The sequence below is a fragment of the Kitasatospora sp. NPDC054795 genome, assembly GCF_053611565.1.
Genome location: NZ_JBSHAP010000035.1, coordinates 19,302 through 38,939, shown reverse-complemented (window position 1 = coordinate 38,939; position 19,638 = coordinate 19,302). Strand labels below are relative to the sequence as shown.

20 protein-coding genes are annotated in these 19,638 nt (G+C 72.8%); 6 read left to right on the top strand and 14 right to left on the bottom strand.

What is annotated here, in order from left to right:
* Positions 1-13: 13 nt before the first annotated feature.
* Positions 14-424: an ATP-binding protein gene (locus ACWGJO_RS15215; RefSeq protein WP_452183980.1), complete on the bottom strand. Its 411-nt coding sequence runs from the start codon at positions 422-424 to the stop codon at positions 14-16.
* 1,015 nt (positions 425-1,439) lie between these two features.
* Here ACWGJO_RS15215 and ACWGJO_RS15210 point away from each other — a divergent pair.
* Complete coding sequence (locus tag ACWGJO_RS15210) at positions 1,440-2,213, top strand: transcriptional regulator (protein WP_452183978.1); 774 nt, start codon at positions 1,440-1,442, stop codon at positions 2,211-2,213.
* Here ACWGJO_RS15210 and ACWGJO_RS15205 read toward each other — a convergent pair.
* The 3 genes from ACWGJO_RS15205 to ACWGJO_RS15195 form a co-directional block, all read right to left on the bottom strand.
* On the bottom strand, positions 2,194-2,856 hold the full coding sequence (locus tag ACWGJO_RS15205; RefSeq protein WP_452183976.1) for an HAD family hydrolase: 663 nt from the start codon (positions 2,854-2,856) through the stop codon (positions 2,194-2,196). The genes ACWGJO_RS15210 and ACWGJO_RS15205 overlap by 20 nt on opposite strands.
* A gap of 97 nt (positions 2,857-2,953) precedes the next feature.
* On the bottom strand, positions 2,954-3,190 hold the full coding sequence (locus tag ACWGJO_RS15200; protein WP_452183974.1) for a DUF4287 domain-containing protein: 237 nt from the start codon (positions 3,188-3,190) through the stop codon (positions 2,954-2,956).
* Positions 3,191-3,289: 99 nt separating this feature from the next.
* Positions 3,290-7,264, bottom strand: a complete 3,975-nt coding sequence (locus tag ACWGJO_RS15195; RefSeq protein WP_452183972.1) for a Pls/PosA family non-ribosomal peptide synthetase — start codon at positions 7,262-7,264, stop codon at positions 3,290-3,292.
* Between the two features lie 539 nt (positions 7,265-7,803).
* Between ACWGJO_RS15195 and ACWGJO_RS15190 the strand changes: the two genes are divergently transcribed.
* Positions 7,804-8,397 carry a histone deacetylase gene (locus tag ACWGJO_RS15190; protein ID WP_452183970.1) on the top strand — a complete coding sequence of 198 codons (594 nt, stop codon included), beginning with the start codon at positions 7,804-7,806 and terminating at the stop codon, positions 8,395-8,397.
* Between the two features lie 103 nt (positions 8,398-8,500).
* On the opposite strand, the gene ACWGJO_RS15185 is transcribed toward ACWGJO_RS15190, so the two are convergent.
* The 4 genes from ACWGJO_RS15185 to ACWGJO_RS15170 all read right to left on the bottom strand — a co-directional run bounded on the left by ACWGJO_RS15185 (position 8,501) and on the right by ACWGJO_RS15170 (position 13,647).
* Positions 8,501-12,163, bottom strand: coding sequence for a serine protease (locus ACWGJO_RS15185; RefSeq protein ID WP_452183968.1), 3,663 nt, complete (start codon positions 12,161-12,163; stop codon positions 8,501-8,503).
* Between the two features lie 84 nt (positions 12,164-12,247).
* On the bottom strand, positions 12,248-12,550 hold the full coding sequence (locus ACWGJO_RS15180; RefSeq protein ID WP_359906629.1) for a trypco2 family protein: 303 nt from the start codon (positions 12,548-12,550) through the stop codon (positions 12,248-12,250).
* A 202-nt stretch (positions 12,551-12,752) separates the two neighbouring features.
* Positions 12,753-13,139, bottom strand: a complete 387-nt coding sequence (locus ACWGJO_RS15175) for a DoxX family protein (RefSeq protein WP_452183966.1) — start codon at positions 13,137-13,139, stop codon at positions 12,753-12,755.
* Positions 13,140-13,170: 31 nt separating this feature from the next.
* Complete coding sequence (locus tag ACWGJO_RS15170) at positions 13,171-13,647, bottom strand: carboxymuconolactone decarboxylase family protein (RefSeq protein WP_452183964.1); 477 nt, start codon at positions 13,645-13,647, stop codon at positions 13,171-13,173.
* A gap of 172 nt (positions 13,648-13,819) precedes the next feature.
* On the opposite strand from ACWGJO_RS15170, the gene sigJ reads away from it, so the two are divergent.
* Positions 13,820-14,764 carry an RNA polymerase sigma factor SigJ gene (gene sigJ / locus ACWGJO_RS15165; protein WP_452183962.1) on the top strand — a complete coding sequence of 315 codons (945 nt, stop codon included), beginning with the start codon at positions 13,820-13,822 and terminating at the stop codon, positions 14,762-14,764.
* Between the two features lie 96 nt (positions 14,765-14,860).
* Here the strand turns inward: sigJ and ACWGJO_RS15160 are convergent, their stop codons facing one another.
* The 6 genes from ACWGJO_RS15160 to ACWGJO_RS15135 form a co-directional block, all read right to left on the bottom strand.
* Positions 14,861-15,250, bottom strand: coding sequence for a hypothetical protein (locus ACWGJO_RS15160; protein ID WP_452183960.1), 390 nt, complete (start codon positions 15,248-15,250; stop codon positions 14,861-14,863).
* Between the two features lie 357 nt (positions 15,251-15,607).
* The gene (locus ACWGJO_RS15155) at positions 15,608-16,219 is read right to left on the bottom strand and encodes a DUF2306 domain-containing protein (RefSeq protein WP_452183958.1); all 612 of its coding nucleotides are present in this window, start codon (positions 16,217-16,219) and stop codon (positions 15,608-15,610) included.
* A gap of 122 nt (positions 16,220-16,341) precedes the next feature.
* A complete protein-coding gene (locus ACWGJO_RS15150) occupies positions 16,342-16,704 on the bottom strand; it encodes a VOC family protein (RefSeq protein ID WP_452183956.1) in 363 nt (120 codons plus the stop codon).
* 331 nt (positions 16,705-17,035) lie between these two features.
* A complete protein-coding gene (locus tag ACWGJO_RS15145) occupies positions 17,036-17,503 on the bottom strand; it encodes an NUDIX domain-containing protein (protein WP_452183954.1) in 468 nt (155 codons plus the stop codon).
* Positions 17,504-17,538: 35 nt separating this feature from the next.
* The gene (locus tag ACWGJO_RS15140; RefSeq protein WP_452183952.1) at positions 17,539-17,781 is read right to left on the bottom strand and encodes a hypothetical protein; all 243 of its coding nucleotides are present in this window, start codon (positions 17,779-17,781) and stop codon (positions 17,539-17,541) included.
* A gap of 1 nt (position 17,782) precedes the next feature.
* Positions 17,783-17,983 carry a hypothetical protein gene (locus ACWGJO_RS15135; protein WP_452183950.1) on the bottom strand — a complete coding sequence of 67 codons (201 nt, stop codon included), beginning with the start codon at positions 17,981-17,983 and terminating at the stop codon, positions 17,783-17,785.
* A 117-nt stretch (positions 17,984-18,100) separates the two neighbouring features.
* Between ACWGJO_RS15135 and ACWGJO_RS15130 the strand changes: the two genes are divergently transcribed.
* The 3 genes from ACWGJO_RS15130 to ACWGJO_RS15120 all read left to right on the top strand — a co-directional run bounded on the left by ACWGJO_RS15130 (position 18,101) and on the right by ACWGJO_RS15120 (position 19,573).
* Positions 18,101-18,940: a helix-turn-helix domain-containing protein gene (locus tag ACWGJO_RS15130; protein WP_452183948.1), complete on the top strand. Its 840-nt coding sequence runs from the start codon at positions 18,101-18,103 to the stop codon at positions 18,938-18,940.
* Positions 18,925-19,134: a DUF397 domain-containing protein gene (locus tag ACWGJO_RS15125; protein WP_452183946.1), complete on the top strand. Its 210-nt coding sequence runs from the start codon at positions 18,925-18,927 to the stop codon at positions 19,132-19,134. The genes ACWGJO_RS15130 and ACWGJO_RS15125 overlap by 16 nt, the downstream gene beginning before the upstream one ends.
* A gap of 190 nt (positions 19,135-19,324) precedes the next feature.
* Positions 19,325-19,573 carry a hypothetical protein gene (locus tag ACWGJO_RS15120; protein ID WP_452183944.1) on the top strand — a complete coding sequence of 83 codons (249 nt, stop codon included), beginning with the start codon at positions 19,325-19,327 and terminating at the stop codon, positions 19,571-19,573.
* The last annotated feature ends 65 nt before the right edge of the window (positions 19,574-19,638 follow it).

Genomic DNA, 19,638 nt, shown 5'->3' with positions numbered 1-19,638 from the left:
GGGGGAAGGACTTTCAGGCGATGACGAGGACGGGGGTGGGGGCGGGCGCGACGAGGGCCCAGACGAACTTGCCGATACCACCCGGGCGCGGGCAGCAACCCCAGCGCTCGGCGAGTTCGTTGACGAGCAGGAGGCCACGCCCGTGCTCGTCCTCGGGGGAGGTCGCGCGCAGGGACGGACGCCCGGCCCCCGCGTCGTGAACTTCGAGACGCAGGCGGGAGTTGACGAGCGCGAAGCGGATCTCGATGTGCCGGTCCGAGGGGGCGTCGGAGTGCCGGACGGCGTTGGCGAAGAGTTCGGCGAGGAGGAATTCGGCGGTGTCGGCGTAGCGCTCACCGGCGGGCAGCCCGGAGAGGTAGGCGCGGAGCAAGTAGCGGGCCAGGGGCGCGGATTCGGCCCGCGAGTCGAGACGCGCGACGAACATGCGGGGGCGACGGGAAATGAGCATGGGGGCCTCGGGAGACGGAAGGGTGTACGAATGAAGCGCGGCATCGGCTGCGTATGTCTGACGTAGCGCCATCCAGTGGCCTGAATGGACGCCGCGAGAGATCACCGCGGCGAGCCGGTATTCGGTGGATACTTACCGAACGCCCTTGCGGACGTTGAGTTCGATCGCCACACCGCCCGACAACGGGGTCCGACTCACGGCTGATATCACAAATCGCCTCCGCGGCATGCGGGGTATGCGACGACCGCCCAGTCGAGCGAGGCCCGACCGGGCCTGACCGCTCTGCCTCAAGCACGCGAACCTACTGTCATTAGCCTGGCTGCACCGGTTGGTGGCGGACTAATCGTCGTCCACCCAAAGGACGTCCTGAAGGCCTTATAGAGGACTCTTGAGGGACACACAGAGGACTCACAGGCCTGCCACTCGCCCGATGAGTCCCCAAAATGTCCTGTGATTCCGTAGAGTTGATTCGTCATCAGCATGTGCGGAGGAGACCGTGCCCAACACCGCTCTTAAAGCAGCCAGGCAAGCCGCCGGCTACGCCAGCCAGCAGGCCCTGGCCGACGCCCTCACGCGAGCAGCCCAACAGCTTGGCCTTCGCGGCATCTCCGTCAGCGTGCGTCAGATCCGCCGTTGGGAATCCGACACGCCCCCTTGGCCTGGGGAGGACTACCAGCGTCTCCTGACGCACGTCCTACGGCAGTCGATCGAAGACCTGGGCTTCCGCGCCCCCTGGAACCGTGACCAGCCCACGACTGCGACCGTTGCCACACCTGCGGCCACGCCCCGCACAACGTCAACAGCCCTCCGCGGCGCACTACCTCGGCCATATGGGCCGCAAGGGAGCCAGCCAGGGACGGTCGGCTCCGACTACGCCATAGTCACCGAAGCTCACCGCCGGCTCTACCTGTCCACAACGCCAGCCGCGCTGCACCCAGCGGTGGCCGCACATGCCGACCTCGGCGCCGTGCTACTCGGGGAGACAAACGGAGTGGCCCGCAAGGTGCTGGCCGCCGCCCTCGCCGAGTCGCTGCTACTGCTCGGCCGAATCGAGTTCTTCGACCTGCGACAGCCCGACGCTGCCGACGCGACCTTTGTTCGCGCGCTTCAGGCTGCTGGCGAGGCAGACGACAACCTGCTCGGTGCCGCGATTCTTGCTCACAGCGCGTTCGTGCCTGGCTGGGCCGGCCACCTCAACGGCGCACGGGAACGTATGCATGCTGCCCGCACCTATGCTCGTCGGGCCTCGGTATCCGCCGACGTATTGTCCTGGCTCGACGCGGTCGAGGCCGAGTGTCTCACTCGATGCGGCGACCATCGCGGCGCTCTCGCTCTGCTGCGGCACGCCGAGGACGTGCTTGCCTCCGGCAGCGACGTTCTGCCACCCGATTGGTTCACCTGGTTCTCGGCTACCCGGCTGCACGCGTTCCGTGGCAACACCGAGTTGCAGGCCGGTCTGCTTCCGCAGGCCCGGACCACACTGGAGCAGACGCTCGCCGAACTCCCGGAGACCGACGGTAAGCAGCGCGTCGTCGTGCTCGCCGACCTCGCGTCGGTCGAGGCCGCAGCCCGGCGGCCAGAACACGCGTGTGCCCTGCTGGAGCAGGCCCTCGACCAACTGGCCATCACCTGGTACGCCACCGGCATGGAACGCGTGCGCGAGGCCCGACGGGCACTCACCCCATGGCAGGACACGGCGGCCGTCCGGGGTGTGGACGACCGCCTCTACTCCTGGTCAGCAATGCTCAGCTCGCTCCAGCGTTGAACTTTCCGATCAGTTCCGGAAGTTCCGCCAGCGAGTCGATCCGGAAGGTCGCCTGCTCCGCAGCCGGATCGTACTGCTGGATCCAGCCCCAGGGGCCGCGCCGGATCAACGCCGTCCGCATCCCTGCCGTCCGGGCGGGGAGCACGTCGTTGTCGAGCCGGTCACCGACGTAGAGGATCTCGTGCGGCTCGGCGGGTACCACCTCGGCGACGCGCTCGAAGAAGGCGAGGTCCGGCTTGCTCGCGCCCCAGTCGTCGGAAGTGCCGATCAAGTCGACGTCGCCCGTGAACAGTCGGCGAAGGATCGCCCCGGCCCGCACGGTCTGATTTCCGGCGATCATCAACCACAGCCCCTCCGCCCGAAGTTGAGCGAAGGCACCCCGAACATCCGGATAGAGATCATCCTCACCGAACGTTTCCGCCTGGCCGGCAGCAGCCCGCTTCTCGCGTTCCGCATGGAGGTCGAAGCCGGGGGCGAAGACCTGGAAGGTCTCCCGGTAGTCCCGGCCCTGCGCGATCACCGCGCCGAACTGGGCGACGAACGTGTGCCTCGGCACGCCCACCCAGTCGGCCCAGGTGCCGTACTCCCGAGTCTCGTCGACCAGGCACTCCCCGACGTCGAACACCACAGCCTTGATCGTCATACCTGCAGCCTAATGGGGTGAGGACGCCCCCTCGCGTCCTCTCCGAATTCCCTCCGGCGCTGGTCAATCGTCGTGGACACGTGGTCGGCCACGGGGCTCAGGCGGCCTTCTCGGCGAGGGTGTGGGCGACGAGGGCGTTGGCGTGGCCGTGGCCGAGGCCGTGCTCGGTCTTGAGCCAGGCGACGAGTTCCATGTGCTTGACGAGCGGGGAGGTGCGCACGAGATCCTTCCACTCCTCGATCGGGCGGCCGTACTTCTTCTCGACGGCGGGGAAGTAGGAGGCGGGGTTGCCCTTGGCGGCCGGCTTCTTCGCGGCGGCGGGGGTGGCGGTCATGAGCGGTTCCTCTCGGCGGGGCACGGCAAGAAGCGGTGCGGTCACGGATATGGACCGTGACCGCACCGCGAACTCATCGCCCCGCGGGGATGATCCGCGTCACACTCCGGCGGTGGCCCGGCGGCGGCGCCGCCCGGCGGGCGGGGTGGGGTCGGCGTTCCAGGCGGCGACGGGGTTGCCGAGCCAGTGCCCTCCGCCGGGGACGTTCTCACCGCGCATGACGAGGGAGGCCGGGCCGACGGTGGTGCCGGCGCCGAGGGAGGAGTTGAGCAGCACGATGGAGTGCGGGCCGGTGGTGGAGCCGGCGGCGAGGTGGACGGGGCCCAGGCGCATCACCCGGTCGTGGAAGAGGTGGGTCTGCAGGACGGTGCCGCGGTTGACGCTGGCGCCGGCCTCGACGGTGACCAGGTCGGTCTCGGGCAGCCAGTGGGTCTCGCACCACACGCCGCGTCCGATGCGGGCGCCGAGGCTGCGCAGCCACACGTTCAGGTAGGGGGTGCCGGTGATGGTGTGGCCGCCGAAGGGCATCGCGAGTTCCTCGACGAAGGTGTCGTAGAGCTCGTTGCGCCATACGAAGGAGGACCACAGGGGGTGTTCGGCGACGCGGAAGCGTCCGACGAGCAGCCATTTGGCGGCGGTGGTGAGGGCGCAGGCGGTGACGGCGGCGGCGATCAGGACGAGTCCGGCGGCGCCGAGGGCGGCGCCGAGCCCGTAGTCGTCGCGCAGTTCCTGGAGGGCGGCGAGGACGAGGTCGCCGAGCAGGGCGGCGAGGACGATGGGCAGCAGCCGGCACAGTTCGACGCCGGCGCGCGCCCAGATCAGGCGCCGGGGCGGGTCGTAGGTGCGGCCTTCGGTGCCGGTGTCGGCGACGCGGGGCAGGGCGAAGGCGGGGCGGCCGAGCCAGGAGGAGCCTTCGGGGGCGTGGGCGGGAGTGTCGGACAGTACGCCGACGAGGGAGTTGTCGGGCAGGTGGCGGCCGGGGCCGACGATGCCGGAGTTGCCGACGAAGGAGCGGCGTCCGATGTGGGCGGGGCCGAGGTGGAGCCAGCCGCCGCGCAGTTCGTAGGGGGCGACGAGGGTGTCGTCGGCGAGGAAGGCACCGTCGTCGACCCGCATCAGGCCGGGCAGGGCGAGCACGGTGGAGGCTTCGACGCGGCGGCCGACGCGGGCGCCGAGCAGGCGCAGCCACACGGGGGTGAGGAGGCTGGCGTAGAAGGGGAAGAGGGTGCGCCGGGCGGTGTCGGCGAGGCGGCTGACGGCCCAGGCGCAGAAGGCGACGCGGCCGGTGGCGGGATGGAAGCCGGGGCGCAGCGGGCGGGACAGGAGGCGGACGAGGAGCGCTATGAGGGTGGCGTAGCAGGTGATGGTGAGGGCGGCGAGGGGGACGGTGGCGGGCAGGAGTTGGAGGAGGGCGCCGGCCAGGGTGGCGTCGGTGTCGATCATCGGGTAGACGATGAGCAGGGCGGGCAGGGCGGCGATGATCGGGACGAGGCCGAGGACGGTGAAGCCGGCGCCGTAGGCGAGGTTCCAGCGGCGGGGGGCGGGGGCGGGGGTGGTGGGCCAGTCGGCGGGGGTTTCGGTGGCGGGGCGGGCCGGGGAGCCGGTCCAGTGTGCGCCGGGTGGGACGGGGGTGGTGGCGGTGACGCAGGAGCCGGGGGCGATCTCGGCGCGGGCGCCGATGCGGGCGCCGGGCATGAGGGTGGCGCGGTGGCCGATGCGGGCGCCTTCGCCGATGTCGATGCGGCCGAGGTGGAGGGTGTCGCCGTCGAGCCACCAGCCGGCGAGGTCGGCTTCGGGTTCGACGCAGGCGTGGGCGCCGAGGCGGGCGAGGCCGGTGACGGGGGGCAGGGTGTGGAGTTGGACGCCGGGGCCGACGCGGCAGCCGAGGGCCTTGGCGTAGCGGGGGGCCCAGGGGGTGCCGGCGAGGGCGGCGGTGCCGAACATGGCGGTGTAGCGTTCGGCGGCCCACAGGCGCAGGTGGACGTGGCCGCCGCGGGGGTGGCTGCCGGGGCGGATGCCGGCGGTGAGCAGGCGGGCGCCGGTGGCGGCGAGCAGGGTGCGGCCGGGGGCGCTGTAGAGGAGGAGCAGGCCGGCGGCGACGGGCCACCAGGAGCTGTGGGGGGCCCAGGCGAGGTCGCTGCCGGTGAGGTTGTCGAGGGCGATCAGGACGAGGATCCAGCGCAGTCCGGCGAGGGAGAACATGCCGAGGAGCAGGAGGGTCTGCCAGAGGCCGGCGCTGCGGGGGGTGCGGCGCACGGTGCGGCCGCGGGCGGCGGTGGTGGCGGCCGTGTCCTCGGGTGCGGTGGTGGGGCTGAGGGTGTCGAGGTGGGCGGCGAGGTCGGCGAGGACGGGGTGGGCGTACAGGTCGGCGACGGAGACGCCGTTGTGACGGGTGCGCAGTTCGGAGACGAGGCGGGCGGCGGTGAGGCTGGAGCCGCCGAGGGCGAAGAAGTCGTCGTCGGGGCCGGGGGTGGTGCCGAGCAGGCGTTCCCAGTGGCCGGCGAGCCGGCCGGCGGTGCCGTCGAGGGCCGGGGCGGCGGGGGCGGTGCCGGTGGTGGCGAGCGGCCAGGGCAGGGCGCCGCGGTCGACCTTGCCGGAGGTGCGGGTGGGCAGGGAGTCGACGAGGGCGAGGACGGGCACCAGCGGGGCGGGCAGGCGTTCCAGGAGCCGGCGGCGGGCGGTGGTGAGGTCGGGGGTGGTGCCGGGGTGGGCGACGAGGTAGCCGACGAGCAGGTCGGCGCCGGCGGGGGTCCTGCGGACGGCCGCGGCGGCGGCGCGGATGCCGGGCAGGGCCTGGAGGGCGGCGTCGATCTCGCCGAGTTCGATGCGGCGGCCGCCGAGTTTGACCTGGTCGTCGGCGCGGCCGAGGAAGACGAGGCCGTCGGGGTCGTTGCGCACGAGGTCGCCGCTGCGGTAGACGCGGGGTGAGGCGAGGGCGGGGTGGGCGCTGAACTTCTCGGCGTCCTTGGCGGGGTCGAGGTAGCGGGCGGTGCCGACGCCGGTGATGAGCAGTTCGCCGCTGGCGTGCCAGGGGACGGGGTGTCCGGCCCGGTCGACGACGGCGATCTCCCAGCCGTCGAGGGGGGCGCCGATGCGTACGGGTTCGCCGGGGAGCAGGCGGGCGGCGGTGGCGACGACGGTGGTCTCGGTGGGGCCGTAGGTGTTCCAGAACTCGCGGCCGTCGACGGCGAGGCGTTCGACGAGTTCGGCGGGGCAGGCCTCGCCGCCGACGATGATCAGGCGGACGGCGTCCAGGCATTCCTGCGGCCACAGGGCGAGCAGGGTGGGGACGGTGGAGACGGCGGTGATGCGCCGGGTCACGAGCCAGGGGCCGAGGTCGGTGCCGGCCTTGACCAGGGCGCGGGGGGCGGGGACGAGGCAGGCGCCGTGGCGCCAGGCCAGCCACATCTCCTCGCAGGAGGCGTCGAAGGCCACGGAGAGGCCGGCGAGGACGCGGTCGCCGGGGCCGAGCGGCCGGTGGGTGAGGAAGAGGCGGGCCTCGGCGTCGACGAAGGCGGCGGCGGAGCGGTGGGTGACGGCGACGCCCTTGGGGCGGCCGGTGGTGCCGGAGGTGAAGATGATCCAGGCGTCGTCGGCGGGGCCGGGCCAGGCGGGGCGGCCGCCGGGGTGGGCGGCGGCGCCGGGGTGGAGGCCGCGGCCGGGGCCGAGGACGGCGCAGACGGCGGCGTCCTGCCAGATCATCCCGGCGCGCTCGTCGGGGTCGTCGGCGTCGACGGGGACGTAGGCGGCGCCGCAGCGCAGCACGGCGAGGACGGCGATGTAGAGGTCGGCGGTGCCGGAGGGGATGCGGATGCCGACGCGGTCGCCGCGGCCGATGCCGTGGCCGGCCAGCTGCCCGGCGAGGGTGTCGACCTCGTGGAGCAGGGCGCGGTAGTCGAGGAGGGTGTCGCCGGTGTCGAGCGCGGGCGCGTGGGGGTGGGCGTCGGCGGTGGCGGCGATGATGTCGAGCAGGCTGCGGGGGTGGGCGGCCTGGGCCACCAGCCAGCCGGCCGCGGGGCCCTGGTGGGGGCGGTGCAGCGTGCCTGGGCCGGCCGTGTCGTGGCGTGCGTCCATGGATGGGTTTCCTTGGCTCCGGGGTCCTGGGGGCGCGTACGGGTGTACGGGTGTGACGCCGGATGACCCGGTTGTCACCTGCGGAGGGCGCCCACTCACCATGACTCTGCTGGGAGTCGGCTGGATGCAGCGAAGGTTCGATCAAAGGGAATTCTCATCATCGATGCCGCACAGGAACAGCAACGGTATGAATCGAATGACATTTCGCGGGTTTTCGCTCGTTTCCGCTGGTGAAGAGTAATCGCCGAATACCGGAACGGCGCGACGGGAGGGGGAAGGGCGATGAACACCATGGCGTCCGGAACGCTACCGGTGGCGAGGGGGTCGCTACCGGATCGGGGGGTTCTGGTCAGATCATCGGACTGTTCACGGTTTTCACATCTTCGCGTGGGATCCTTTCGCACACCTCGCCGCGGCTCCGTCCTGTGAGCGGGCCGGGCAAGGCCCCCTCGGACTGGGAATCGGCCGGGCATTCCACCGAGGACGAGGGGCCGCGGACAAACGCCGCCGGCCGGAACGGGAGCACGCTCGTCTGGTACGTGGCGTACGGCTCGAACCTGCACGCCGCCCGCCTCGCCTGCTACCTGCGCGGCGGGCGCCCGGACGGCGGGGCGCGGGCCCAACCCGGCTGTCGCGATCCGCGTCCGCCGCGCCGGGCGGTGGCCACCGTGCTGCCGGGCACGCTCTACTTCGCCGGGCACTCGCCCACCTGGGGCGGCGGCTCGGCCTTCTACGACCCGACTGCCGGCGGCGAAGTGCCATGCCGCGCCTATCTGGTGACGGCCGGTCAGTTAAGCGACATCGCCGCCCAGGAGATGCGCCGGAGCCCCGGCACCGACCTCGACCTCGCCCCCGCGCTCGCCACCGGGCGCGCCGAACTGGGCCCGGGCCGCTACGAAACCCTGCTGCACGTCGGCGAGTCGGACGGCCACCCGCTGCTGACCTTCACCGCCCCGAGAGGCGTGGCCGGCGCCGATCTCAACGCCCCCACCCCGCCCTACCTGCGCACCCTGGCCGCCGGCCTGGCCGAGTCCCACGGCTGGGGGCCGTGGCGCGCGGCCGGCTACCTCGCCACCCGCCCGGGCGCGGCCGGGCACTGGACGCCGCGCGCGGTGGCGGCGGTGCTGGGCTGAACAACGCCGACCGGGACCCGCCGGGCCGCCGCACCGCTTCGCCCGGGCGGGCCCGCGCTGTTGGGCCCGGCCGCGACCGGATCCCGGACCTGGTGTCCCGCGCTCAGGCCCCGGCCGGGCCGCGCCCGGCCAGCCGTGCGCGCAGGCGCTCCGCCGGCAGGGCGTCCGGGTACGCCAGGAGTGCCTCCCGGGCCCTGCGGAGAGCCTCCTGCTCGATCCCGGCCGGCAGGTCGTCGCGCTCCAGCAGGTGCAGCAGGACGAAGGGGGCCCTCGGCGTCGAGCCGCGCCTGGCCAGCCAATCCGTCGTGTGCCGCAGGAGCAGGGACAGCTGGGCCGGGGAGAGGTCCCGCCGTTCCAGCAGGGCGCAGAGGATCTCCCGGGTCTTGTTGCTGAAGTTCGCCGAGAGCCGCTCCAGTCCCAGCGCCACCGCCCGGGAGGCCTGTTCGGGGGTCAGGTCCGACCGTCTCAGGAGCGGGCACAGGAACGGCCGCTGGAAGTGGAAGGTGGTGTGGACGGCGCACAGGTCGATCGCGAGGTCGATCCCGAACCGGGCCTGGTCGGGCCGCAGTCCGGTGCGGCGGCCGAGGAGCGAGCCGAGGAGGGCCGGCTGGGCGGGGCCGGCGCGGAGCTCCGCCACCACCAGATCGGCCACCTCGGTCAGCTGCTCCCCGGTCAGTTCCCTGCGCCACAGCAGGACCTGGAGGACGCGCCGGCGGTCGGCGGAGGTCTCGTTCAGCTCCAGCCACCGGAACGCCCGGGAGACGAGGGGGCGGGCCTGCTCGGGAGTCAGCGGGCGTTCGAGCAGTCGTTGCAGTGCGACGGCCGCCGCCGGGTCGGCGGGGTCGCCGGCCAGCTGGTGCAGCAGTCCGGTGCCCGCGCCGGTGCCTTCGCCGGTGCCGGTGCCTTCGCCGGTGCCGGTGCCTTCGCTGGCCAGCAGGACGCGCAGGACGTGGCTGCGGTGCGGGCTGGCGGGATGGAGCCTGCTCCAGGCCTCGACGTAGCGGGTCACCCGCCGGGCCCGGTCGGGGGTGAGCGTGTGGCGCTCCAGGACGACGCGGAGCACCGCGCCCGCGGTGGGGACCTCGGCGTGGTGCTCCGCGAGCCAGTCGAGGCCCCGTTCGAGCGCCGCGTGCTCCTCGGGCGCCGTCAGCGTGGGGTGGCTCAGGAGCGTGCGCAGGAGCGACGCGGCCCGCAGTGTGCCGGCGGCGTCCCGGTGGTCGGCGAACCAGGCGAGGGTGCGGCGCACGGCCTCCTCCCGCTGCTCCCCCGCCGGGTTCCCGTACGTCAGCAGGTGCTGCAGGACGGCGGCGCTCGCCTCGGACGGGCGGCGCGGGCTCAGCCAGTCGAAGGCGCACTGGACCACCCGGCCGCGGGTGGGGGTGTCGTGGTCCCGCTTGAGCAGCTGTTTGAGGACCAGTGGAGCGGAGCGCCAGCCGGCGTGTCCGCGGACCCACTCCAGGGCGTGGTCCACGGCCAGCCGCTCCTGGCCGCAGGAGAGGTCGTCCCGTTCCAGGAGCGCCTGGATGACGTGGTCGGCGTCGGTCTGCCCGGCCCGCCGGGACAGCCAGGACAGCGAGGCCGAGATCAGCGGCTGCGGCACGTTCTGCGGATCGCCGAGCGCCGCCGAGAGGAACGGCCGTGCGGCGTGGTCGAGTTCGGCCCGGGTCAGCCAGGGGTGGACCAGTGCGTCCCAGGTCTCCAGGGCCGCGGACTTCCAGGGCGGGTCGAGGGTCATGGCGAGCAGCGCCTGCTCGCCGTCCCTGCCCGCGTGCTCCAGCAGCTTTCCCAGCCTGACGGCGTTGCGGGTGGCCCAGTCCCGGCAGAAGCGCTCCAGTGCGCCGGCCCGGTGGCCCGTTGCCGGCCCGTCCAGGTCGGAGGCCAGCCGCTGCAGATGGCCGGTGAACAGGGCGAACGAACGGGAGTGCCGGGACGTGGCGTCGAACAGCGTTTCGGCGGATGCGCCGTGGATGCTCCAGCCCGGTGGCGGAAGGAGGGAGTGGAGGACCAGTTCGTCCGTCACGATGTCGTGGACGACGTGGAGTTCGCCCTCGGACTCGTCCATCCACCCCAGCGAGACCAGGGTGTCGGTGACGTGCCGTCCGCCCATGACGCCCGCGGCGGTGGAGGGGTGGGCGTCGAGCAGCGCGTCGAGCGCCTCCTCCACGGCCGGGCGGGGCTGCGGGCAGATGCTGACCGCCGTGGCGAAGGCCAGGTGGGCGAGGTCGGGCAGGGCGGTGGCCAGCGGGCCGGTCGCGTCCCCGGTGCCGACGGGGGTCAGCGAGTCCTGCCGGATTCCCTCCCGGATCCAGCTGACCAGTTCACCGGGGCGCACCCGCGCGAGGTCCGGGGCGGGGTGGCCGGCGCGGATCCGGCGTTCGAGGGCGTCGGCGATGAGCAGGGCGATGACCGGACGGCGCCCGCAGGCCCGGGCGAGTTCCTCCTCCCCCCACCGCTGGAGCGCTTGCGGGGCGACTTCACGGAGGATGTGGGTGATCACCGTGGTCCGGTGGTCCTCGTCCTGGCGCAGCAGGACCTCGTCGAAGAGGAGCCCGGCACCGCGCTGGTGGAGTCGGTGGCGTGCTCCCGGGCGGGTCGAGGCGAGCGCCGCGACGTGGACGCCGCACCGTTTGGCCTCGGGCAGCAGGGCGTCGACGAGTGCCCGCAGGTCCAGCTGGGCGCAGGTGTCGAGGGAGTCGAGGACGAGGAGGACCCGGGGCCGCTCGGCCTCACGCACGACCTGCGAGAGGTCGTCCACCGTCACGGAGTTGTTCGCCTGGAGGTGGAGGACCTGCCAGCCGTCGAGATGGGCGGCCCGCGCGACCTCGAAGCAGGTCCGGGTCTTTCCCGCGCCGGCCTGTCCGACCAGGAGGACGCCTCGCGGGTCCGGTGTCGAGAGACGGCGCAGCAGGTTCCGCGGCTGGGCCTCGTGGAGGGGGCCGGGGCTGACGAAGGAGAGGCGGTCGTCCACGAGGCGGGTCTCGCGTCCGTGCAGTCCCCGGACGACCTCGTCGTGGGTGTGGATCTCCCGCAGGCGTTGCGCGGACTCCTCGCGGTCGGTGACCGCGACCGGGTCCGGGTCGACGTCGTGGGCGCGCAGGTAGCGGACGAACCTGGGGTCCTCGGACAGCCCCTGGAAGCCGGTGGCCGTCAGGCTCGCGGTCCCCCCGCGGGTGTGGTGGCTGCTGCACACGCCCAGCAGGACGTCGTCGCGGGTGAACACGCCGGCGCCGGAGAAGCCCGTCCACGGTGATGCCGGTCCGGGCCGGTCGGTGGGCGCCGCGGGGGGCGTCTCGGGGGGCGGGGAGGTCAGCGACAGTTCCAGGTCGGCGCGGCCCAGGAAGGAGCCGAGCAGCACGTCGCCGTCGATCTGCCGGGTGGTCGGCCGCATCCGGTCGATGGCGAAGTCCGGGAAGCCGACGGCGGTGAAGGCGATGCGGCCGAGCCGGGTGGGCGCGACGCCGAGCCGGATCGGCGGCAGGTCGCCGTGGTCCTCGGCCAGCACCAGCAGGGCCAGGTCGAGGGAGGGGTCCTGGTGGCTCACCACCAGGTCGACGGCGACGGGCTTGCCGCTCCCGCCGGCCGTTCCCGCCGCCGGACGGACCTCGTACGCGTAGCGCTCGGAGTCCTCGAAGGCGTGGCGCACGGAGAGTGCGAGACCGCTCGCGAGCAGGAAGCCCGAGGCGAGGAACCGCGTCCCGCCGGTCGTCCGGTCCCGTCGGGCGACCATCACCACCCTGTCCAGCATGCCGTTCGGGCCGCGCCGCATGCCCTGTCCCCCACCCGCCGTTCGGACCGTTCCGCAAAGCCTCCCCGGTGGTGACTACCGCCGTCCGCCGGGCCCCGCCCGGCGTCAGTCGGGCAGCAGGATCCCGGCCTCGGAGTTGGTCAGCACCGCACCGCCCTGCTCGGTCTCGGCCGTCAGCTCCAGCGACACCGTGTGCGTGGCGGTCCTGGCGCCGGCGGCCTTGGCCCCGCCGGAGACCACCCAGAACTTGACCCCGCCCTCGACCTCGGCCGAGGCGGTGACGGCGACCTCGACATCGAGCTTGACCGAGTTGACGCGCAGCCGCACCGGCGAACCCTCGCCGTCGGCCATCGCGGTGGCGAGCTCCTGCCGAAGCGCCCGAATGGTGTCCGCGAGCCCGATCTCCATACCCGTCCCCCTTCGGCCCGCTCCCCTGCACCGGGTGCGGCCACGAGATGATCATCAGTGGGACATGGTAGGCCACCCGCACCCGCCCGGTCCGGGCGCCCGGTGAACGGCCGCCGGGGCCGCCCGGCGGCGCGGCGCCGCGCCCTCGCGGCGGCCGTACCGTCGGGCGGCCCCGGTCCTCCCACCGGCCCTGCCCGGCCGGTCAGGTGAGGAAGGACTCGGGTCCGAAGCGGCCCCAGGCGACGAAGGCGGCCAACAGGATGTAGACCGCGTCCACCGCCACCAGCCGGTACTCCCGGCGGCGCATCCGCACGGCCGCCGCACCGGCCATCAGCAGCACCAGTCCGACGGCCGCCAGCGGCACGAACACCGGCGCGATGCCGAGCACGGCGGGCAGGACCAGCCCGGCCGCCGCCAACACCTCGACCGCGCCGATGGCCTTCACCCCGCCCGCGCTGAAGTCCTCCACCCAGCGGCCGGCGGCCCCGGCGGCGGCGATCCTCTCCTTCGGCGCGAGCATCTTGAACACGCCGCCCAGCAGGTAGGCGGCGGCCAGCAGCCCGGCGACGATCCACAGCGCGACATTCACGGCGTCCCCCTCTCCTCGCGTCCCGGCCCGGTCAGTGCTGGTACATGCCGACCTCGTAGCCGCCGCCGGGCTGGCGGAGCATCACATTGGCCCGGTTGAAGGCGTTGATGATCGCGATCACGCAGACCAGCGCGGCGAGCTGCTCCTCGTCGTAGTGCTTGGCGGCGTTCGCCCACACCTCGTCGCTCACCCCGCCGGCCGCGTCCGCGAGCCGGGTGCCCTCCTCGGCGAGTTCCAGCGCGGCGCGCTCGGCGTCGGTGAACACGGTGGCCTCGCGCCAGGCGGCGACCAGGTTGAGGCGCACCGGGTCCTCCCCGGCGTGGACGGCCTCCTTGAAGTGCATGTCGATGCAGGCGCCGCAGCCGTTGATCTGGCTGGCGCGCAGCCGCACCAGTTCCTGGACGGTGTACGGCAGGCTCGACTCGGCGACGGGCCTGTTGGCGGCGATCAGGTGCTTGAAGACCTTGCCCATGACGGGGCTGGCGAAGGGGTTCAGGCGGGGTTCCATGGGGTGCTCCTCGGTCGGTGGTCCCGTTGCTGCCCTTGAAGACAGGACAGCCCGCCGTTTTGTGACATCCCCGCGCCGCCCGCCCGCCGTGACCTGCGCCACACCGTCCGCCCGCGGGCCGCGGCGGGCCTCGGGTAGCCTGCTGGCCACGATCGGGACGGGGGAGTCCAGGGTGAGTTCGACGGATGTGGCGGGCGCGGCCGGGTACCGGCCGCTGCTGTTCTCCATCGCCTACGGGATGACGGGTTCGGTCGGCGACGCCGAGGACCTCGTCCAGGACACCTTCCTCGGCCTCACCCGCGCCGAGCGGGCCGGCACCGCGATCGCCGACCCGAAGGCCTACCTGACCACGGCCGTCACCCGCCTGGGCATCAACCACCTGAAGTCCGCCCGGGTGCGCCGCGAGAGCTATGTCGGCCAGTGGCTGCCCGAGCCGGTCGCGACCACCGCCGGGCGCCCCGGCCCGGCCGAGCACGCCGAGCTGGCGGACACCCTGTCGATGGCGTTCCTGGTGCTGCTGGAGGCCCTCTCCCCGGTCGAGCGCGCGGTGTTCACGCTGCGCGAGGCGTTCGGGTACGGCTACCCGGAGGTGGCGGAGATGGTCGGACGGAGCGAGGCGAACTGCCGTCAGATCCTCTCCCGCGCCCGCAAGCGCCTGGCCGCGTCCGAGGACGGCCCCGAGGACGGCCCCGTCCTGCCGGCCCCGGCCCACCGCGCGCAGGGCGAGGAGCTGGCCCGCCGCTTCTTCGAGGCCGCCGAGGGCGGGGACCTGGACGCGCTGCTCGGCATGCTCGCCCCCGACGTGGTGCTCCGGGGCGACGGCGGCGGCAAGGCCCGCGCACTGGCGCACTCCCTCACCGATCCGCGTCGCGTCGCCCAGCTGCTCGTCGGCGGCCTGCGCCGCATCCGCCGCCTGGGCGCGCGCCTCGCCCCGGCCCGGGTCAACGGCCGCCCGGGCGCGGTGGTGTACGACGCCGAGCAGCGCGTGGCCAGTGTCATCGAGCTGGACATCGACGCCGACGGCGCGGTGCGGGCCGTCCACGCCGTGTCCAACCCCGACAAGCTCGCCCACCTCGGGCCGGTCTCCGACCTCGGGCTGCTGCCGGCGCCGAAGTGACCCTCCGGCGAGGTCGCCCACCGGCGGGGCGGCCCCGGGCGCGGGACATGCAGCGGCCCGGGCCCGAACGCCGGACCCGGGCCGCGCCCCCGGAACTCAGGGGGTGGTGCAGACGGCGGTCGCCAGGATGGACTCCGTCGCGGTACCGGTGTTGGTGCCGCGGACGACCCAGGAGCTGCCGCTCGGGTAGGAGTCGGTGAAGAAGATCCGGAAGGCGCTGGTCTGGCCGCCGCCACCGGTCGGCACCTGGCCGGAGGGACAGGTCACGGTCGCGAACCCGTTGCCGCCCGGGGCCACGTCGACGAAGTCGCCGAAGACCTGGTTGTGCGCGGACAGCAGCGCGGGGTCGGCGGCGGCCTCGTCGTGGGGCACGACGACGCTCGGCTTGCCGGCGGGCTTGCCGTCGGCGAAGGCGACGGCGGCACTCGCGGCCAGGACACTGAAGGCGGTGAGGGCGGTCAGGACGAGGGTCTTCGTACGGGCCACGGCGGCCTCCTGGGACGTGGGGTGTGGGGTGTGGGGTGTGGGTCGGGCTGTGTCGACGGCGGACTGTTCCCCGCATCGACCCCGATCCGTACCCGAACCACCCTGACCCGCCGCCAGGGGTGACATCCGCTACCCGGGCGGAGGAACCCCGCTGCCCGGCCGGGCTAACGGGGGCCGCACTCCCCTGTTCGATCAACGACCAGCCGGCGGCACAAACATGAGTGGCCGTCACCTCGCCCAGTTCCGCCGCCGCCGGCGACAAGCCGAACGTCAGCTACTCGGGCAGCGCCCTGCGCATCGTCCGCACCCCGGGCCGCAGCCCCACCACCCACGTCCGCACCCGGGTCCGGGCACCGGTCACGCCGGCGCCCCCGCGACGGGGCGCCGGCGGGTGAACCAGCAGGCCAGCAGCAGGTTGGGCACCCAGCACAGCCAGGCGATGGCGGTGTAGGAGGTGCGGAAGTCCAGGTGCGCGGCCATGACCACGACCAGCATGAGCCGCAGGGTGACGGCAGCGAAGGTGAGCGCGAAGCTGCGGACCATCCAGCGGCGGTGGTCGACCACCCGCCCGTCGAGGATCGCCCGCAGCCCGGCGCCGCCGGTCACCAGCCAGGCGACGGCCAGGCAGGCGAAGCCGATCCCGGAGGCCGCGCCCCCGAACGCGACGGGCGCCATCAGCAGCGCGCCCGCTCCACCGACCAGGCAGCCGATCAGGTAGGTGACGCCGATGCGGCGGTGCAGGCGCGGGCGGCGTTCGCGCAGGCGGCGGGAGAACTGCCACGGCCCCACCAGCAGAGCGGTGAGCGCGCCGAATATGTGGATGTAGAGCGGCACTTCGTGACTCAGGTAGGTGGCGCGCTGCTCCTCGATGAAGACCGCAGGATCGAAGCTGAGGTACTTGGCGGAGACGGCGACGATGAGGGTGGAGAGCACCGTCATGACGGCCCAGCCGGCCCGTGTGATGCGCATGCATCCGAGTCTCGGGCCCCACGGCCGGGTCCGGCATCGGGGTTGTCCCCGAGAAAGCACCCTCAGAGAACCCTCATCTCCCGTACCGGGATGGGGAGGTGATCACCTCGGCCCGCCTCGGCTCAGCCCGGTCGGGCGGGCTGCCAGAGCTCGATCCGGTTGCCCTCGGGGTCGGTGACCCAGCCGAACCGGCCGACGCCCGCCATGTCCTGGGTCTCCTCGGCCACGTCCGCCCCCCGGGCGCGCAGTTGGGCGAGCATCGCGTCCAGGTCGCGGACGCGGAAGTTGAGCATGGTCCGCTGGCTGCGGGAGCCGAAGTAGTCGGTCCCGGACTCGAAGGCCGCGAAGACCGTCGGCCCGGGCTCCTGGCGCCACAGGCCGTGTTCGTCGGCGTCCAGCCCCAGGCAGTCGCGGTACCAGGCACCCAGCGCCGCAGGGTCGGCGGCCCGCAGGAAGTACCCGCCGATTCCCAGCACTCGTTCCATGCCGCCATCCTGCCACCGCAGTGGTCGGCGGGCCCGGAACGACCCTCCCCCTCGTCTTCGGGTGATCTTGGTCGGATGTCGGCGCGGCGTCCGGACGGGCAGGGTGTGCGGTCCGGCATGTATGTCCCGGGCCGATGATCGCGGGCGAATCATGCTCCCGCCGTCCCGCCAACTCCATGTCATCCGAGAGGATTTGATCACTATGAAGCTGGTACGACGAATCGCCGCCACCGTCGCGGCAGACGCCTGTCGCCGCGCCCCGAGGGACTGACGGATCCGCCCCGGCCCGGCGCGGGGAGCCCGCGCCGGGCCGGGGCATGTCCACGTGCCGTCACGCGGCGCGCTGGCCGAGCAGGAGGGCGGGCAGGGAGCGGCCGGCGAGGGCCTCGGCGGCGCGGGCGGCCTGAGAAGGGGCCATGAAGTCCGGGAGGCTGCGGGCGGGCACGAAGCGGGCGCCGAGCAGGCCGCTCCTGCGCTGCCCGGGGACGGTGATGAGGGTGCCGTCGGGGACGGCGCCGCCGTCGAACACCAGGGTGAGGCGCTCCAGGAAGCGGTCGGCCGGGGTGAAGTCGACGGCGAGGACGTCGGTGAGGCGGACGATCAGGCCGGTCCCGGCGTGCAGGTGCCGGGCGGCGGCCAGATGCGGGGGCTCGTTGGGCTTGGCGGAGCCGCCCGGCAGGATCATGCCGTCCATGTAGTCCGGGTCGACCAGCAGGACGTCGCCGCGCCGGTTGCGGACGAGGACGAGGCAGCCGAGCCGGCAGACGGGGGGCTTGGCGAGCAGGCGGGGATCTTGCACGGGGGAGGTCGCTTTCTCGACGCGGTGGGGGATGCTCAGTCGTCGTGGGTGAGGCGTTCGTAGCGCAGCCCCTTGCGGAGCAGGTCGACCATGCGCAGGAGGTCGAGCGGGCGCGCGGTGAGGCGCAGCAGGTAGCTGCACGTCAGGCGACCCTCCGCCCAGTCGACTTCGAGCGTGGGGAGCTCGACGCCGCCGAGGGCGAGGACGGTGGCGAGGTCGTCCAGGACGTCGGCGGCCTGCCGGCGCTGCTCGGCGGTCGCGCGGGAGAGGGTGGACATCTCACTTCTCCCCGGGCCGCTTGTGGACCTCGAAGGTACGCCAGGCGCTGTACGCGTCCCCGAAGAAGACGAAGGAGGCGAGTTCGCCGGTGGGCCGGTGCAGCCACTCGCCGGTCATCTCGTTGCGGACCCGGTAACGGTCGGCCTCGGCGTCCCAGCGGACGCCGTAGCCGTGGAGGCGAGGGAGTTGGTCGTGGCGCATGGGGGAACTCTCTGCGATCGGAGTTTCACGTTCTGTGCATATGGTGGCGCAAGGTCGCCTACCATCGGAAGCGGCCTGCTACTTGCCGAGGGGCCGCAGGGAAGTTGAGGGGCTGCCATGAACAAGAAGAAGATCGACCCCGAGTCGAGCCCGTGGGCACCCTTCGGAATCCAACTCCGCGCCTTTCGAGAGGCCAAGGACATCCTCCAGGAGGACCTGGCTCCGCTCATCGGGTGCTCGCCGTCGCACCTCTCCTACGTCGAACTTGCGCACCGGCCCCCGAGTCGCAAGCTCGCCGAACTCTCCGACATCGCGCTCGACACGGGCGGCACCATGATGCTGATGTGGTATCAGCTGAAGAACGCCGCAATCCTGGAGGGCTTTCCGGAGTACGCCCGGTACGAGGCGCTCGCGGAAGAGATGAGGATCTTCGAAGTCGACCTCGTCGCCGGACTTCTGCAGACCCGGGGATACGCAACCGCCGTTCAGATGGGTTTCGTCAGGCAAGGCCTTTCATCCCAGAAGCTGGCCGAGGAACGCATCGAATTCAGGCTTGCCCGGCAGCAGGTCCTGGGGCGAACGCCTCCCCCACTCGTCCACGCGGTGCTGGACGAAACGTGCCTCAGGAGGATCATCGGCGGACGCAATGTGATGGTCGAACAGCTGCTTCACCTGGAGCAGTTGTCCTCTCGGCCCAACGTGGTCATCCAGGTGGCTCCGTTCTCCATGGGCGAGAACCGGCCGTTCACACACATGACGTATCTCCTTACCATGCCGAACCGCAAAGTTCTCGCTTACGGCGAAATTGAATCGCGTGGCTACATCGACCGCGATGCCAAGTCGGTTGCCACACTCGCCAGGAGCTACGATCGGCTTGCGGTCGAGGCCCTCGGCCAGGCCGAATCGCTGGCTTTCATCCGTGCGGCAAGGAGAGACCTGGAGTGGATGTCGACCTGACCGAGGCGTCCTGGCGAACGAGTTCGTACAGCGGCGCAAACGGCGGCGCATGCATCGAGGTCGCCGACGGCTTCGCCGGCGTCATGCCCGTGCGCGACTCCAAGGACCCCTCCGGCCCGGCCCTCCTCTTCCCCGCCTCCGCCTGGCAGGCCTTCGTCACCGCCGTCCGCACCGGCGAGTTCGACGCCCGCTGACCACAGCCCTCGGCCCCGCCGCCCCAGCCCAGGGGCGGCGGGGCCGAGGTGTGCGCAACTGCGCAGCGGGCGGCTCTTTTCTGCCAAATTGGTCTCTACCATTGCCCCGAATCCGGGATTCCGGAAGGCTCGCCGCCGAGCACCGGGAAGCGGACTCCGGTGTTCTCCCTTGAGCGAGGAAGACATCGACATGGCACTTCGCAAGGCGGTTTCCACCATGGCCCTGGCCGGGCTGCTCACGGTTGCGGGCGGTCTGATGGCCGCCCCCGCGGCCCAGGCGTCCACCACGAGGACGACCGGTTACACCTACGTCGGCATGTACCCGAGCGGCGCCGCGTGCGACGCGGCCGGCAAGGCCTATGTGGCTCGCGGGGAGGCGGTCGGCTACTTCTGCGACGTCGCCCCGAACACCGCCCGCCTCTCCGTCTGGTTCTACTAGAAACCACCGGGTGACCGTCTGAGGGGTGGGGAACCCGCGGGGGCGGGGTACCACCCCACCCCCCA

What these genes read in the sequence shown, in the direction of transcription:
- ACWGJO_RS15150 (WP_452183956.1), bottom strand. Translation starts at nt 16,704, where the DNA reads ATGGAACGAGTGCTGGGAATCGGCGGGTACTTCCTGCGGGCCGCCGAC.
- ACWGJO_RS15135 (WP_452183950.1), bottom strand. Translation starts at nt 17,983, where the DNA reads ATGCGCCACGACCAACTCCCTCGCCTCCACGGCTACGGCGTCCGCTGG.
- ACWGJO_RS15185 (WP_452183968.1), bottom strand. Translation starts at nt 12,163, where the DNA reads ATGCGGCGCGGCCCGAACGGCATGCTGGACAGGGTGGTGATGGTCGCC.
- ACWGJO_RS15215 (WP_452183980.1), bottom strand. Translation starts at nt 424, where the DNA reads ATGTTCGTCGCGCGTCTCGACTCGCGGGCCGAATCCGCGCCCCTGGCC.
- ACWGJO_RS15200 (WP_452183974.1), bottom strand. Translation starts at nt 3,190, where the DNA reads ATGACCGCCACCCCCGCCGCCGCGAAGAAGCCGGCCGCCAAGGGCAAC.
- ACWGJO_RS15120 (WP_452183944.1), top strand. Translation starts at nt 19,325, where the DNA reads ATGGCACTTCGCAAGGCGGTTTCCACCATGGCCCTGGCCGGGCTGCTC.
- ACWGJO_RS15155 (WP_452183958.1), bottom strand. Translation starts at nt 16,219, where the DNA reads ATGCGCATCACACGGGCCGGCTGGGCCGTCATGACGGTGCTCTCCACC.
- ACWGJO_RS15170 (WP_452183964.1), bottom strand. Translation starts at nt 13,647, where the DNA reads ATGGAACCCCGCCTGAACCCCTTCGCCAGCCCCGTCATGGGCAAGGTC.
- ACWGJO_RS15195 (WP_452183972.1), bottom strand. Translation starts at nt 7,264, where the DNA reads ATGGACGCACGCCACGACACGGCCGGCCCAGGCACGCTGCACCGCCCC.
- ACWGJO_RS15130 (WP_452183948.1), top strand. Translation starts at nt 18,101, where the DNA reads ATGAACAAGAAGAAGATCGACCCCGAGTCGAGCCCGTGGGCACCCTTC.
- ACWGJO_RS15140 (WP_452183952.1), bottom strand. Translation starts at nt 17,781, where the DNA reads ATGTCCACCCTCTCCCGCGCGACCGCCGAGCAGCGCCGGCAGGCCGCC.
- ACWGJO_RS15180 (WP_359906629.1), bottom strand. Translation starts at nt 12,550, where the DNA reads ATGGAGATCGGGCTCGCGGACACCATTCGGGCGCTTCGGCAGGAGCTC.
- ACWGJO_RS15205 (WP_452183976.1), bottom strand. Translation starts at nt 2,856, where the DNA reads ATGACGATCAAGGCTGTGGTGTTCGACGTCGGGGAGTGCCTGGTCGAC.